Genomic DNA, 14,109 nt, shown 5'->3' on the forward strand with positions numbered 1-14,109 from the left:
ACACTTGTTTCTAGGGAGTCGGCTTCAACTTAAGTGATTGATATTAAAGCGATTTGATTATATAAATCTTTTTTCTTTATTTGCCCTTTTAACAACATTTTAATTCTAAACTAATTCATAGAATACAATATCATCACTTACTACCTGAGCGTTTTATATGGATATCATGTTAAAATTCAGTGAGTTAAATCAACATAAAGTTAATCGCACTAGTTAAAAAATGAAATTTAAACATTTGAGTTGGAAAGGTATTATATTTATAAAAAAAAAATATTTTTTTCGCGTTAAAGAACTCCCTCCCCCGTTGCTTAGATATAACTTAACTAGATTAAGAGTTTGGTAAGGTTTTGTTTTCCGATAATGAGCGGTAAGCTATGGATTACCCATACATTACTGGGCACAAATTTAGGCTCTAGGCAATTAATGAGAAAACTGCGTAAAACAAAAAAAAAGGTTTTATGTTGATCGTGATAAAGTTATTCGCTTGATTGAAGGATAAACTTGGTTGAGTGTTAAACAACGAATTGCTTATAAAGCGACCTCCATCATACGTAAATACAACCACAGTACTGCGGACAACATTATTGCCCCATAATTTAACCCACGCACAGCTCCCCAATCAAATTTGGGCAGAAGGTTTACATGTAGGAACGCGGGACAAGGCTGGATGTATCTTAGCTATTGTTATGGATTTATATTTTTCCTTATTATTCGATAGGAGGGTTATTCATATACGTATGTCAGTAGATTTGGTATAGCGAGCCATGTTACTAGTGTTAAACATAATACAACTAAATAACGAGCTATCCATTATCCAGCAATAAAAATATATTATTGCCACAATGAGTACCCGAGCTGCTTGTTGGGACATGTGTAGATAAAAAACCAAATGGCTGTTAAACCTTTATTATTTAACACGCCAAGGTATGATAGAAAAAATGTTGAAGCTTATATCTGGTATTACGACTAGAGCAGACTACATACATCAAATAAAATGTTAATTGCACTCCAATTGAGTTTGAGCAGACCACAGTGAATGTGTTTTATGCGACTTGACCAGAACAGATTAACTAGTTAGGAGTTGTTGGCCACAAGCTGATTGCTATATTCTAAAAACTCTACTGCGATATTATGTGCCGAAGAACTAATGATTCTTTCGATATTCAGGGAAAACGTACAGTAATCAAGCATTGCATGGTGATTAGGGCATAGACAAATCATATTTCCTTCAATATCAGGTCCCACATGTTCACCACCAAGTGGTTTTAAATGATGAGTCTCCGCGTAAGGCTTACCATTAGGTAATAAAAACGTAAAATCACAGATTTGGCATTTATAATCATTTTTTTCTTTTACTGTGCGCGCAAGCTTACTGTCTCTGATAAATCGACTAACAGTGTAATCCTGCTTGTCAGGAGCTTCATGATCAATGGCTATTGGATTTATTTTAGATTTGTAATCCCTTAAAGCCCAACGTCCACGTCCTTTACCATTGACACTAAAAAACAAATCGGCTCGTGTAGGTGACCAGTTATCTGAGTCACTAGAATAGCTTTCAACTGTGTTGCGTACGGTGGCCTTCCAACTTGGAGTCAAGTCACCCTTTTTTAATTTTTCAACTTCATCATATAAATCACTATAATCCGACTCACCACCTAAATTTTCCATAGCTTGAACGACATAATCAATCCAACTCATTATTATTTCCTGATCTCTACTATCTTGAATTACCTCAGTAGATTGTTTATTAGCTGGTTTATTTCCTTGTGGTAAATTTTCTCTATCTTGAGTGGCTAAAGTATTAGTAATAAAATCAATGAGTTTTAGTTCTAACTCTTTTTTGGTCGAACTAAAAGACAATCCAAGCTTTGATAGCAAAACACCACCTTCTTTACTTCTTAATATAGGGATGTCCGCAGCATTATTAAACGAGCGATTTAATATAGAAGCTCGCTCATTTGTTATTTTAATCGGTTTTTTTTCTATACCTAACACATTCCAAATAGCAAATTTAACATCCCAAAGGTAGGAGTCTTCTGACACTTTGAGAATCGATAGTAATTTAGACAACTCACCATTTGTAGATTCCCCCTTTCTTTTAGAGCATTTAAAACGCAAATTGATTACGTCATCATTAAACGACTCATTAAACGTACCTTCCACATCATCGAACATATTCTTAACACCTATGTAATTTTATATAACAATTAAGCATTTATCTTTTGTTGAAGCATAATGGATAAATGTCCTGTTGGACTGAGCCGCTAAGTACAGTCCATATATTTTTTGAGTCTATTCAATGTAGGGAAGATTCCATAGAACGTTGCATTTTCAACCGCTTCCTTACGCTATTTGGCTCAACTAATTCACTTCAGTTTACCGATATGAACATATTTTTCAACGTATTATTAATTACATAGAAAATTTTACTAGCTCGTTCGCTCTGCTCTTATTATCCCAATTTCCATAATTGATATGAGGTTATTTTCAAAGCATTATTCCTTTTATAAAATTTATTTAGTTGTATGACCACATTTTTTGCATATATGGAACTTACCTACCTGATAAGTATTAGAATACTGATTACATCCAAAACACATCGATATCTTGTTTTTAATATTTACCCTAGTCGATGTTGGTTTACGTTCTTCACTTGATCTTTTGTATAGTGAATAAGTACCTGTTAACCCATTTGATGATGGATGACTTCTTTTATAATCAAATAAAGGCTTATTCCTCTCTTCCTCAGCCTTTATTTTTCGCTCTTTTTGTTCTTGATGAATTAATTCTTTTTTTCGATCAATTTCATCTAACAATTCCAGTTCAGCTTTATCTGTATCGAAATAAAAAAGCTTGAGATTCACATCATCAAAAATAAGTTCCTTAATTGATACTATTTCACTTTCCCACTCGTGTTCAATTATTAAAGCCCCGTCCGCAATGTACGGTTTCCGGTAATAACACCTAAAGTACAACTCATTGTGCTGCTGACATAGTGCTCTACATTCATCATCTAGAACCAGTGCGTTACTTTTATTTGCATACGCTATATCTAACTCTGTAAAACGCTTCCCTTCAAAATTTAAGAATACCCATGCGATATAGGCATTCCTTTCTTTATAAAATTTTTCTCTATCGATGATGACATCAATAAATGTCGTGGAAACTTGCAACTCAAATACTATTTTGACTTTATTAATGGTATAAAAGGCACTTACATCCGGTCTACGCCACTCTTTAGCTACCCCTCTAGTATTTTCTTCCCTAAATGTTTTTTCCATTTTGACATCATCAAATGAGATATCTTTTTTTAAGGTGTCGTGAATGAATATTTTATTAGTTTTGTGAGCCAGTCCTTCTTTTTGACCATTAAACTTCATTGCTAAAATTTGCTCAACGGTAAGTTTACAACCTGTTTTTATTGGACATATCTCAGAATCTTTAAAATGTCTAAAATGTATTTTTTGCTTTTTAGTCCCTGCAATGATTAATGGTTGAAAACAAATAGGACACAAGAGTGTTCTTTCTGCTGTCTTTGGTCTTAACTGACGTCTCAACTCAAACAGTGGTTTTTCATCCCAACTTAGAAACTCCTCAGCATCACCTACCCTATCCTCTTCAGGTATAAATACTTGATCCATGTTTCTTTTATTAACTATCACTTCAATTCCTTACTGAATTTCAATAATAAAATGATACATCACTAATCAATTGAGTAGTACTTGTTAATTAATACATGATAAAATCATTAGGTTAATCAATTATGGATTGGTATTATTTTGAAATTAGGAAGCATGGTGTTTATCGACTTACTGTTAATGTACCGAGGTTACTTAGGTAGAAATGATCTCACTAATATACTTGGTATGGCGCCAGCTTCAGCTACTAGAGCTTTTGCTAGTTATCGAAGTAAATATCCTGACAATATTACCTATGATGTAAGTAAAACAAGGTATTCAATTACACCTGACTTTTCACCTGCATTTGAACATAACATAGCTGATGCCATAGACTTAGTACTCAAGGGTAATGTTGTATTAAGAAAAGTATTAGATATAGATCAGAATCATGTTTATGTGAAAGGAGCTACTTTTCCTTCATCTGATGTTGTAGCAGAATTAACCAGAGCATTTCACTTAAAGCACTGTGTTGATGTAGATTACGCTTCTTCATCTACCGAAGGGAGTAAGAGAATATTTTCACCTAATTCATTTTTCGATGCTGGTGGTATTTGGTATGTGCGTGGCGTTAACTTGATGAAAAAAGAGTACCGCACCTATAAGCTATGCCGATTTACTCGCGCAGAATCAATTGATACTACCTACGTTTCCAATGATAAAGATGAGGAATGGCATAGTAATATTACGTTAACAATTGCTCCCCATACAAAGCACCCACATCCTGATGCTCTACGATTAGACTTAGGCTTAGTTGATAAGCCAGTAATCAATATAACAACTAATAAAGTTTTGGCTGGGTTCACATTATCTAAGATGCGAGTGGATAGCTCAAAAGATGCGTTACTCGATTGTAAAATGTTTAACCTTCAGCTTATGAATCGTCATGAACTAACCGACATTAAATCCATGGATTTTGCTCCTGGGTACAATTTATAGCTAACAAAAGATAGTTAAAAGGTGCGTTTTAAAAAGTAAACCCTCGTCACTTTATTCATAGCATGTGACAGCTGCTTGCGACGATTAGCCCTTCCGTTTGCTTATCTATTTAAAAAACCATCGCAAGGGTATATGGGTATATGGGTATACACATATAACAGTGTTTTTTATTTGTTAATAATTAACGTTCTTTTAGATCCCAGAGAATTCTATCACTTGGCTGATAAATCAATCCTGTACCTTCCATTCTCAATGCGCCCTTAAAACAGCCCTTCTTGTCTGATGTTCCTGAACCAAGTAAATGAAAATATAAATGAGGGCACTGAGGTTTTATTACCTCCAACCCTGCCTTTATCGTATTCCAAAGAGCATTAGGTTCCTTTTTATCTTCTTGGACTTCATTCACTTGTGATTCAACTGATTGATACGGGAGAACATCATCAAGCATTGCTTTTAACTTATATTGTATTTCATCCTCGTCCTCTCCTTCTCGTTCAAGATCATCTTTATAATTGAATAATCCTTTAATATTTAATTTGTATGTATCGTCTTTTGAATAGCTACTTAAGATATTGGCTAATTTTTTAATTTCACCTTCTAATTCGGAGGTTAGTTCAAGACTTAAATAATCATCATTCCAAAATGACATTAATTTTTTACGTATTTGACTTATAACACCTTTAACTTTGGCTATAGGAATACTAGTTTCCGGTATCAGATGATTTGATTCGTCATTTAGATCGTTATTTGAGTGCCTCGACAGCGCCTCTCCTTCTTTATTATTTGAGATTATTCCTCTGATGAAAACAGCATCGATTGAGCTTGGTTGTGCTAAATTTTGATTAGTATGTAGAAAAATAACTTTTAACGCGTGCAACGCAAGGCTTTGCTTAACCTTTACGTTTTTATCTTCACCAAAATTAATAATATATTTATTACCCGATCTATTTAGCCTTGCTGTTTTAGGCAGTGTAAAATGTCTATATATCAACGGCATGATAAATTCTTCAAAACTTTCAGCTTCAATTTGAACGTTAGCTAGCCAGAACTGATGATAAGGCGGTATTTCATCTTGGCCAGTAAAATATTCTGATACAACGTGTCTTGAAAAATATAGTTTATGTGAATCACCAAAATGAATGGCATTGTAATCGTAGTGCGGCAACAGGTTTCTTTGCCAATGCGCTTTGCTAATAACTTGTGGAAGTTGAGTTGGCTTTTCTTTTAACTTTAATTCATCTTTAAATTTAATAATCGCAGGGTAATAATAAGCGGAGAATGTTCCTGACTGTAGTAAATCTAATAACTTATAGTGACATTTAGCCAATAATTTATCATGTGCTGTCATTGGTATATTCGGTATGACTCCTTGCTGCTTATTAGCTTGTCTTAGTTGTTCCATTTCTGCGAGTTTTTTACTAGCTTCTGGTGACGATAAGTATTTAAGAAGTTCTAGATCCTCTTTTGATATTTCATCTGCTGACAATGCTGATTTCGTTATTTTCTCTGGCTTGAATGACTCACCTTTTGGATAAATATCTGTGTGAGCTAAACGAGATATTTGGCTTTCAACTTCGTAACTTAACCAAGCTTCTACGCCTTCGCCTAATGACTCACTTTTACTTTGACATACAAGCCCATTCTCAGGTGTTAAGAGCATTCCTCCGTCGACGGCATTCGTTAAGTTAATTGATTCTGAGATACCTTGGTATAACGACCCTTCAAAATAATCATGCCCTAGTGTGTTTACTAATTTGGAGTAGTTAATTGGTTTTAGTGGTGATTTGAGATCATAAAAATTCCAATCACCCAATTTTATCTTACTCCTTTTAATTGTAAGTTTGCTTTTAGGCTTTTTTTCTTCAGGCGAGGCTTGTTCAAGCGCTTCTTGCTCTTTTTCTAGCACCCATAACATTGCACTAAAAGCTTTACCGATAGGAATTGTTTTCATTAATAAGCTAACTCATAACCACTTGATGAAACACAACTTATCATTTTTTTCACTGAATTTCATGCATGACCTTTAGGTATCCACTAAAGGTAGTATAAAATATGTACGAGGTTGTTAAGTTTTCAAATACGCTGATCAATAAGCGAGAGTTTATTGATAAAGAAGTTTTATTAAAAGATACGGAAGTTCCAGGATTGCTTTGTCGTATAGGTAAACGAAGTAAAACCTATTACTTACGCTATTCACAAAAGAATACAGGCAAGGTTAAAACTAAAAAAATGGGTAATGCTTTATTGCACTTAGTTAGTGATATTCGAAAAAAAGCATTGAAGCAACTGCTTCGTAATGAAGACGGTTTTGGCGCTGATTTTGAAACAATTAATGATATTATTGATGGTCCATTCTTAACTGATGCACGCATTAACAAGAAGAACATTAAGCCTGAGCTATCAAAATTAGAGAAGCATATAAGACCTTATTTTGGGCACTTAGAATTCGACCGAATAACACAGCCGCTAATAAATCAGTTTATTGAAGAAAAACTTGAGAGATTAAGTCACTCTTCAGTTGATAGATTAAGCGCTATAGCACGTAAAATAGGTCGCTTTGCTGTTGATTCTGGTTCTCACCCTGTTAATGTTTTTAGAAATTGGAAGCAATTTAATAGAGATAATACACGCACTCAAACCATGAGACCTGAGCAATTAAAACCTTTTATTGCTTGTTGTTTGCAAGATAAAAATAAAGTTCAGCAAGACGTTCTTATGCTGTGCGCTACTGCTGGTGGCCGTATTGGTGAGATAAAACGTATACGAGTATCAGAGGTTAATATTGAAAATGGCACCATTATCTTACCTCATACCAAATCTGGTAAAAAGCAAACGTTAATACTCAATTCGTTTGCAATAGAGATAGTTAATCGCCGTATAGCAGAAACCACAAACGAGTGGCTTTTCCCATCTAATCGTAAGTTTGGCTCACCTATCCATTACCCACGCGGCTGTTGGGCACGAGTACAGGCGCGGATGCTTGAGCTAGGACATGACATCAGTGACCTAAGAAACCATGACCTGAGGCGGGTTTTCGGATCTGTTGCAGCAAAAAATAGCGACGTACTAACAACCTCCAAGTTACTTCACCATGGCTCTGTAGGTGTCACAATGCGATATATTTCATACCAAGATGATGACTTACGCGATACATCCGAAGCTGTAGCTAACGCTTACAGATAACTTACAGATATAGCTTACAAGCGGTTATTTACTTCGGTAGATAACCGCTTTTTTATTGGTCGTCTGCGCAGCAGACGACCTTCCCTTAGCTTTGCTGAGGGCAACAATGATTTTTATTTTTATTTTTATTTTTATTTTTATTTTTATTTTTATTTTTATTTTTATTTTTTAAAAATAATCAGCAACTTAACAAAAATACACCTACTTATTTATCATTTATATTTCTTAGAAAGTATAAATTTTCACTAAATTTCACACTATAGAGATAAGAGCAACAAAGCTCTTAATAACTGACCTAATTATTAGGTTTTATTTAAATGTAATGTGCTTACACGTTGCAGCCGAGCATAAAGCTCATAACTTTTATTAAGGTGAAAACATGGCTAAGAAAATATTCTTTCCTAACGGCGATTTTGCTAGGGATTCTATGATTGGCGTTGGTACGCTTACTTCTAAAGGGGTGATGGTTAAAGACAATAACTCATCGATGCTAAGTAACATCATTGAACCCGATGAAGTAAAGCGGTTTCTCATTCGAGAAGAGATTGAGAAAATTGTTGATGCGTGTGATGCAGGTAGGTTCTATCAACCGGACTGGAACAAGTTACTTAAAGATGACGATTTATAAGTAATTTTTATTACTAACAAAAAGCCCTAGTAGTCACTACTAGGCCTTTTTTTCATTTAACCCTCCATTTTTCAATTATATAAAGAGAAAAATAATATGTCACAAAATTCATTAACCCCTAAATATCATGAGCAAGAAGCTTTTGATGATTCTTATACTTCAGACTTGAATGTTCATCGTCTCACCGTACAAGAAATTAACGAATCTATTGGTTCATTAGATGATGTAGTCACCGCTGAGGGTGGTACTTTATATATGAGCATGAGTAGTGCTTGGCAGCGTCGACCCGACCGAGAAGCTAATCATATTCTTTGTTATACGGCTTCCGTCTATACAAAAGATAGAGGCGAGGATGCTAAAGAGCGTTCATACATAATTTACACCGATGGCCCAAAACGTTCTCAGCGTATGTCTTTAAATAAGCTATTTGGACATGTCATTCACCAAGCTAAACAAGATAAAATGGTGGATGTGTGGCCTAAAAAAGTAGTCGTGTTTTGCCACTTTATGCGAGGTGATATCGTAAATTTCAGTGATTTTTGGAATACTGATAATAAGCATAGTGTAGAGGGATTACGGGATACTGTGCTAAGTTTAGGACTGCCCAAAAGTATCATTAAGCAGGTCGGTATCGACGACAATACCGATATAATGTTTATTGGTTCTAACCGACGTGTTAAGCGCAAAACGTTATTACTTCGGGATAAAGCAAGAAAGCCTCGTCAAGTCCAGTTCAAGTTTATTGATACTACACTGTTATCACCGCTTAATAATGGCTCCCAAAAGGATACTGCTAGGTTAACTGGATTGGACGAACCAATAATTCCGCAGGGGCAAAGCACTACTGACATGCTTAAATTTAAGAATGATCTGCCTCGAGAGTTTGAAGCTTATGTGTTAGCTGAAGCCAAAATTGCACTCCACTTTGGCTTACATATGATGAAGACCATCAAGCAAGAGTTCGATCAAGATACTCTGCCCTCAACACTTGGCAGCCTTGGGGTAAAGCTTGTTAAACAAAGCTTCGAAGACGAAGACCATTTTCAGCGTGTTTTTGGTTTATCGCACCAAAAAGTGCCTTACTACAACCAAAAGACTAATAGAGTGCAAACTCGTGATGAGACTATTATAGACCCCGTTGTAGATACGTTTTATAAGCTTGCGACTAGCTCTTTCAAAGGAGCACATAACGTTGCTTATTCTATTGGCGCAACGAAAAATGAGGTAGCTACGGATCTTGATTTAACCGGAGCTTATTCCATGGGCCTATTAGATTTATGTGAGCCTGATTATGATAGGGCTGTTACAACAAAAGATCCTAACGACTTTAAAGGTCACGTATTAGGTTTTGCTTACGCTGAAATTGAATTCCCTGAAAGTGTTCGTTATCCAACGATTGCTTTTAGGGCTGGTACTAATGGCCTGTACTTTACGCACAAAGGCACCTGTTATGTCACTGCCGCTGAGATAGATTTAGCGTTGCGACTTGGTGCTAAGGTCGATATTAAGACAGGCTGTGTTATCCCTTGGAAAAATGATAAACGATTCTTTGAACCTGTGATCAAAGAACTTAGGGCTAAGCGTAAAAGTTTTCCTAAAAAGTCCACTGAAAATGAGATGTACAAACTCATAATGAACAGTATCTATGGTAAAACAGGGCAAGGTTTATCGGGTGCTACAGGCTTTAATACCTCGTCTGGTGAGAGCAAGAAGATCCCACCAAGTGATATTACTAACCCGTTTATTGCTAGTCATATAACGGGATTGCTTAGGGCTGTCATTGGTGAGTTGCTTAATAACTTACCTGATGATGTAAAGTTAATAAACGCCATTACTGACGGCTTTTTATCGACTATCGATATAAAAGATCCTAATAATATTCAGCCTCACGAAGTTGATACCTCCGGTGAGTTGTGTCAGCGATTCCAAGCATTAGTACATCGTGTTGATCCTGGTGCTCACATGTTAGAAGTTAAAAGTAAATCTAACCAATTGATATGCGGCAAAACACGACTTCATTTTACTACAGAGCCTCACCCTGATTGGTCTGAGACTAAAGACCAAGTACTTGCTAAAGGTAGTATTAGTATACCTAAAGAGCACTTATCAGACCCACACACCTTTATGGCTGAGACTTATTTAAATAGGTATCCCGGGCAGAAAATGACTAACACGCATCTGATTTCTACACGCCAACAATGGTTAACCGAAAGTGATTTAATTAGCTACAAGCGCGAAATCACCTTAAACATGGAGTTCGACTTTAAACGTAAACCTGTTAATCCGAGAATGGTCAGTACGCCTTATGGTATGTGTTTAAGCTTTGATACTGAGTCATGGGAGACAGTAGAGCAAGGACTTATAGCTAGAGGTATATTCGACCAGTGGCGTAGGGATAACAGCTTAAATACTGTAGAGAAGTTCCATGAATTTGATGATTACTATCAATTACAGTTTGCTAAGAAGAGCTCAGGGTTAAGACGGATGAGTTCTGATAGCTGTGGTGATATTTTCATTAAGTTATTCATTCGTGCTTATAAGCAAGGTAAGTGTAACTTAACAAAGGCTGGTACTGATAAGTCCTTGAGTGAGTGGCTTATGAGTAATGGCTATTCTAAAGGTGTTTGTAACTTTTCAAATGCTAAAAAAGCTGAGTTCTTTCCTCATTGTCTACCTTACACCGACAGCGTCATGCAGGCAGTTAAGCTTGTATTGACGAAGTTTCCTGATTTATCACTAGCACTTTTCTTCACTGTTGATGCGATGATTAAAGTTGATAGCGAGTTAGGTGGTTCCTAAATAGGTACATAAGTTATATGTGTTCTTTTATTAACTGAAATAACACACCTTTCAAGCTTATATTAAGCATTAGAAGAATGCTCTTCACCCTGACCATTAATATTAACCTGACGAGAATATATAAGCCTGAGCACATAGTGTTCAGGCTTTTTTATTGCCGGTTATCTATGCCCTTAATTATGGAAGACCTTTATGCAATTACTTAATTACTTACCCTCTGCCCAAGACCTATTACTGCCCTCACCTGTGATTAATAAACTCATTACTTTATTAATTGAGCCTTTTGGTGCTAAGGAAACTGCTTTAGCTTTTTGGGCAGAAGGCCAAACACGTTTACTAATAATCACTAAAGCTTCTGACCTACAAACAATCAAAACTTCATTAAGTCCATCCGTGCTACGGCAAGTTGATGATGCCTTTAGTAACCCTGAGTTTATCGAAGACTTACCTGAGCAGTATGCCTTATCACTCACAGTTTTCAGTGATGAAGGTCATGGTTTATATGTGCTCAGGCCGAGCGAGTTAACTTTTGAAGTACATTGATTAGCAACGAGACTGATATGGATACGAGCAAATTAATTCACATTATTTGTAATGCTGACTTACCAATACATCTTAGGGCTGATGCGGAGAAAGTCCTTCTTTTACTGCACGGCTTACCTTCAAACTACTAACTACCTACTACTAACTACGAAAAGCGAGAGTACATATGAACACCGAAACAACAAGCGAACCTACTAAAGTAACTAATGGCTTACAGCCTGACGTTAATAAAGCGGATAAAAACGATGATGCAATAAGTGATTATGTCGTATTACTTACTGGAGAAGCGCCAAAACTATCAGCAAAGTCTGCAGGCTCCATTGGCTTTGAAATAGGCCAACACATTGAGAGTAAGCAGAAGTATATTAGACTAACCACTAATTCAAGCGCAGGCTTGTACAGTAAGAAGTGGTTTAGCCTTTCGGCCTTCATTGATTTATTGAGTAACCGTAAAGACGAGAAGCCTTTTAAAACTTCATTGTTTAAGGCTATTGTGGCTGGAGGCTCAAGTAATACGGTTTCCTTTATCGCGGCTACAATGCGCAGTAAAAGTGTTGGTTTAATTGCAGCAAGTCCTAACAATCTATATTTACATGTTGTGAGTGATGATTTCGATAAACGTGTTACTGAGCTTAATAAGTTAACGCCACCATCAACTGATAAATTAACTGATAAAGCAACTGATAAAGCAACCACACCAAAAACCCCAGTAAAGCCTAACAAGTAAACCCATCTACAAAAAAAAATAAAGTGAGATATAAATGAAACTACTCTTTAACAGGGATCAGTGCTTTGCTATGCCCGAAGCCTTCTTCGCCCTGCTAAACAATGAAGTAATTAAAAACGGAGTAAGCCCGGAAGTAACTACTATCATTCTTAATTTTAATGACCCAACCTATTCGGCCACTAACGGTGGATTTCACGCTGTAGAGGTAATGATAACCAAGGCTAATAATCTTTGGGAGTTGGCTTACGTGACAGACCTTGCTTATCACGGCGCACCCTACCATGAATTAGTGAAAGAGATAGACGTTTGCTTTACCACTAAGCGTGTTTATCACCTATATGGCGGTTGGCTTGGTGACAAAGAAAGTGCTGAGTTAGCAACGTTATTTATTGATAATTTTATTGATAATTTTATTGAATATTATGCAATGGGAGTTTATACCGTTGAAATCAAAAAAAACTAGTACAAATACAAATAATAAGTCACATGTAGAAGTTATTCCTAAACCTTCTAATTCAGCACTTAATGGAGCTTTGACTGGAGTTATGATCGGCGCACGCTTTGGTCCACAGGGTGCAATTGTCGGTTCAATAATCGGTGGTGTGGTTGGATTTATCGTTGATGAAGTAAATGGTTAAGACTTTCTAGCCCACTTAATTAAAATCAGTTTAAATTAGTATAAACAACTGATTTTTTTGGTTTAATCTTAAATTATGTCCCCACAAAACCCCTACTTCATCCCCACTTTTTCTTAACAAGTAATTATAAAAATCTACTTAGGAAGAATTTATGAAAATATTATTCTGTTCACTTAAAGGTGGTGTGGGTAAAAGCTCATTAGCTGCTAATCTAGCCACTTATATTAATTCTGCTTATGTTACTAATGACATAGTAGTCCCTAATAAAACAAAGGCTTATCAGATACCTCACTCAACTAAACGTATACCCTTTGAATTTCAACACTTAAAGAATGTTGTTTTTGATTTAGGTGCAATGAGTACTAATATCGATCCTAAAGTATCTCATGCAGCTAGATTCTGTAATGTTTGTGTGATCCCTACTTTAATGGATGAACGAAGTGTACAAGCAACAATTGAAACGTATAAATTGCTTGAGCCTAGTGGAATACCTATTGTCATTATTATTAATAATTTCACCAAGCAAAAGAAACACGACGAGGTACGAGAATATTTGATCGAAGTGCTTGATTACCCTCCAATATATTCAATACGGACAACCACGCTATTTGAGAGAGTAGCGACTCATGGTGAGCAGTGGTATAAACAGGTCCATCAAGAAATGGGGGAGCATCAGCTTAATAAGTCTCGACGAATTCATGAACGAGTTTATGACGCGATTATTGCTTATGGTGGTTTTTTATGAAAATACAAACCTTAAAAGAAATTGAACATTCGATAGGTGGTAGAACTAAATCTGATAATAGAAAAGTCAGATTAACATTCTACTTGAACCCTAGCGAAGCTAGAATTCTTAAAGATTATGCCAGTAATAATGACCAATCAATCAGCGAGATTGTAAGGCTGTCATTAAAGAAATGGATCAATAAATAAAATTAATTATATGAAGTGGCTTTTGCTACTTCATTTTTATTT

The 14,109-nt window shown here is 35.8% G+C and carries 13 protein-coding genes; 10 read left to right on the plus strand and 3 right to left on the minus strand.

Features of this window, described 5'->3' with window-relative positions; all coding sequences use genetic code 11:
- Nucleotides 1–1,074: 1,074 nt before the first annotated feature.
- The gene (locus A3Q34_RS19925) at nt 1,075–2,175 is read right to left on the minus strand and encodes an HNH endonuclease (RefSeq protein WP_083277848.1); all 1,101 of its coding nucleotides are present in this window, start codon (nt 2,173–2,175) and stop codon (nt 1,075–1,077) included.
- Between the two features lie 338 nt (nt 2,176–2,513).
- Complete coding sequence (locus tag A3Q34_RS01085; RefSeq protein ID WP_070373686.1) at nt 2,514–3,662, minus strand: DUF6035 family protein; 1,149 nt, start codon at nt 3,660–3,662, stop codon at nt 2,514–2,516.
- Between the two features lie 117 nt (nt 3,663–3,779).
- Between A3Q34_RS01085 and A3Q34_RS01090 the strand changes: the two genes are divergently transcribed.
- Nucleotides 3,780–4,616, plus strand: a complete 837-nt coding sequence (locus A3Q34_RS01090) for a WYL domain-containing protein (RefSeq protein ID WP_157470711.1) — start codon at nt 3,780–3,782, stop codon at nt 4,614–4,616.
- 181 nt (nt 4,617–4,797) lie between these two features.
- Here the strand turns inward: A3Q34_RS01090 and A3Q34_RS01095 are convergent, their stop codons facing one another.
- A complete protein-coding gene (locus tag A3Q34_RS01095; protein WP_070373688.1) occupies nt 4,798–6,567 on the minus strand; it encodes a hypothetical protein in 1,770 nt (589 codons plus the stop codon).
- Nucleotides 6,568–6,668: 101 nt separating this feature from the next.
- Between A3Q34_RS01095 and A3Q34_RS01100 the strand changes: the two genes are divergently transcribed.
- From A3Q34_RS01100 to A3Q34_RS01140, 9 genes are all read left to right on the plus strand, one after another.
- Complete coding sequence (locus A3Q34_RS01100) at nt 6,669–7,799, plus strand: tyrosine-type recombinase/integrase (protein WP_070373689.1); 1,131 nt, start codon at nt 6,669–6,671, stop codon at nt 7,797–7,799.
- Nucleotides 7,800–8,178: 379 nt separating this feature from the next.
- Nucleotides 8,179–8,427 carry a hypothetical protein gene (locus A3Q34_RS01105; protein WP_070373690.1) on the plus strand — a complete coding sequence of 83 codons (249 nt, stop codon included), beginning with the start codon at nt 8,179–8,181 and terminating at the stop codon, nt 8,425–8,427.
- A gap of 96 nt (nt 8,428–8,523) precedes the next feature.
- Nucleotides 8,524–11,226, plus strand: a complete 2,703-nt coding sequence (locus A3Q34_RS01110) for a DNA polymerase (RefSeq protein WP_070373691.1) — start codon at nt 8,524–8,526, stop codon at nt 11,224–11,226.
- A gap of 192 nt (nt 11,227–11,418) precedes the next feature.
- On the plus strand, nt 11,419–11,769 hold the full coding sequence (locus tag A3Q34_RS01115; RefSeq protein WP_070373692.1) for a hypothetical protein: 351 nt from the start codon (nt 11,419–11,421) through the stop codon (nt 11,767–11,769).
- A gap of 166 nt (nt 11,770–11,935) precedes the next feature.
- Nucleotides 11,936–12,496 carry a hypothetical protein gene (locus A3Q34_RS01120; RefSeq protein ID WP_070373693.1) on the plus strand — a complete coding sequence of 187 codons (561 nt, stop codon included), beginning with the start codon at nt 11,936–11,938 and terminating at the stop codon, nt 12,494–12,496.
- A gap of 34 nt (nt 12,497–12,530) precedes the next feature.
- Complete coding sequence (locus A3Q34_RS01125) at nt 12,531–12,959, plus strand: DUF2787 family protein (protein ID WP_070373694.1); 429 nt, start codon at nt 12,531–12,533, stop codon at nt 12,957–12,959.
- Entirely contained in the window at nt 12,940–13,134 is a 195-nt protein-coding gene (locus tag A3Q34_RS01130) for a hypothetical protein (protein WP_070373695.1), read from the plus strand. The genes A3Q34_RS01125 and A3Q34_RS01130 overlap by 20 nt, the downstream gene beginning before the upstream one ends.
- 151 nt (nt 13,135–13,285) lie before the next feature.
- A complete protein-coding gene (locus tag A3Q34_RS01135; RefSeq protein ID WP_070373696.1) occupies nt 13,286–13,879 on the plus strand; it encodes a ParA family protein in 594 nt (197 codons plus the stop codon).
- Nucleotides 13,876–14,067, plus strand: coding sequence for a hypothetical protein (locus A3Q34_RS01140; protein WP_070373697.1), 192 nt, complete (start codon nt 13,876–13,878; stop codon nt 14,065–14,067). Before A3Q34_RS01135 ends, A3Q34_RS01140 begins: the two co-directional genes overlap by 4 nt.
- Nucleotides 14,068–14,109 lie beyond the last annotated feature (42 nt).

Source organism: Colwellia sp. PAMC 20917, assembly GCF_001767295.1.
Classification (GTDB): domain Bacteria; phylum Pseudomonadota; class Gammaproteobacteria; order Enterobacterales; family Alteromonadaceae; genus Colwellia_A.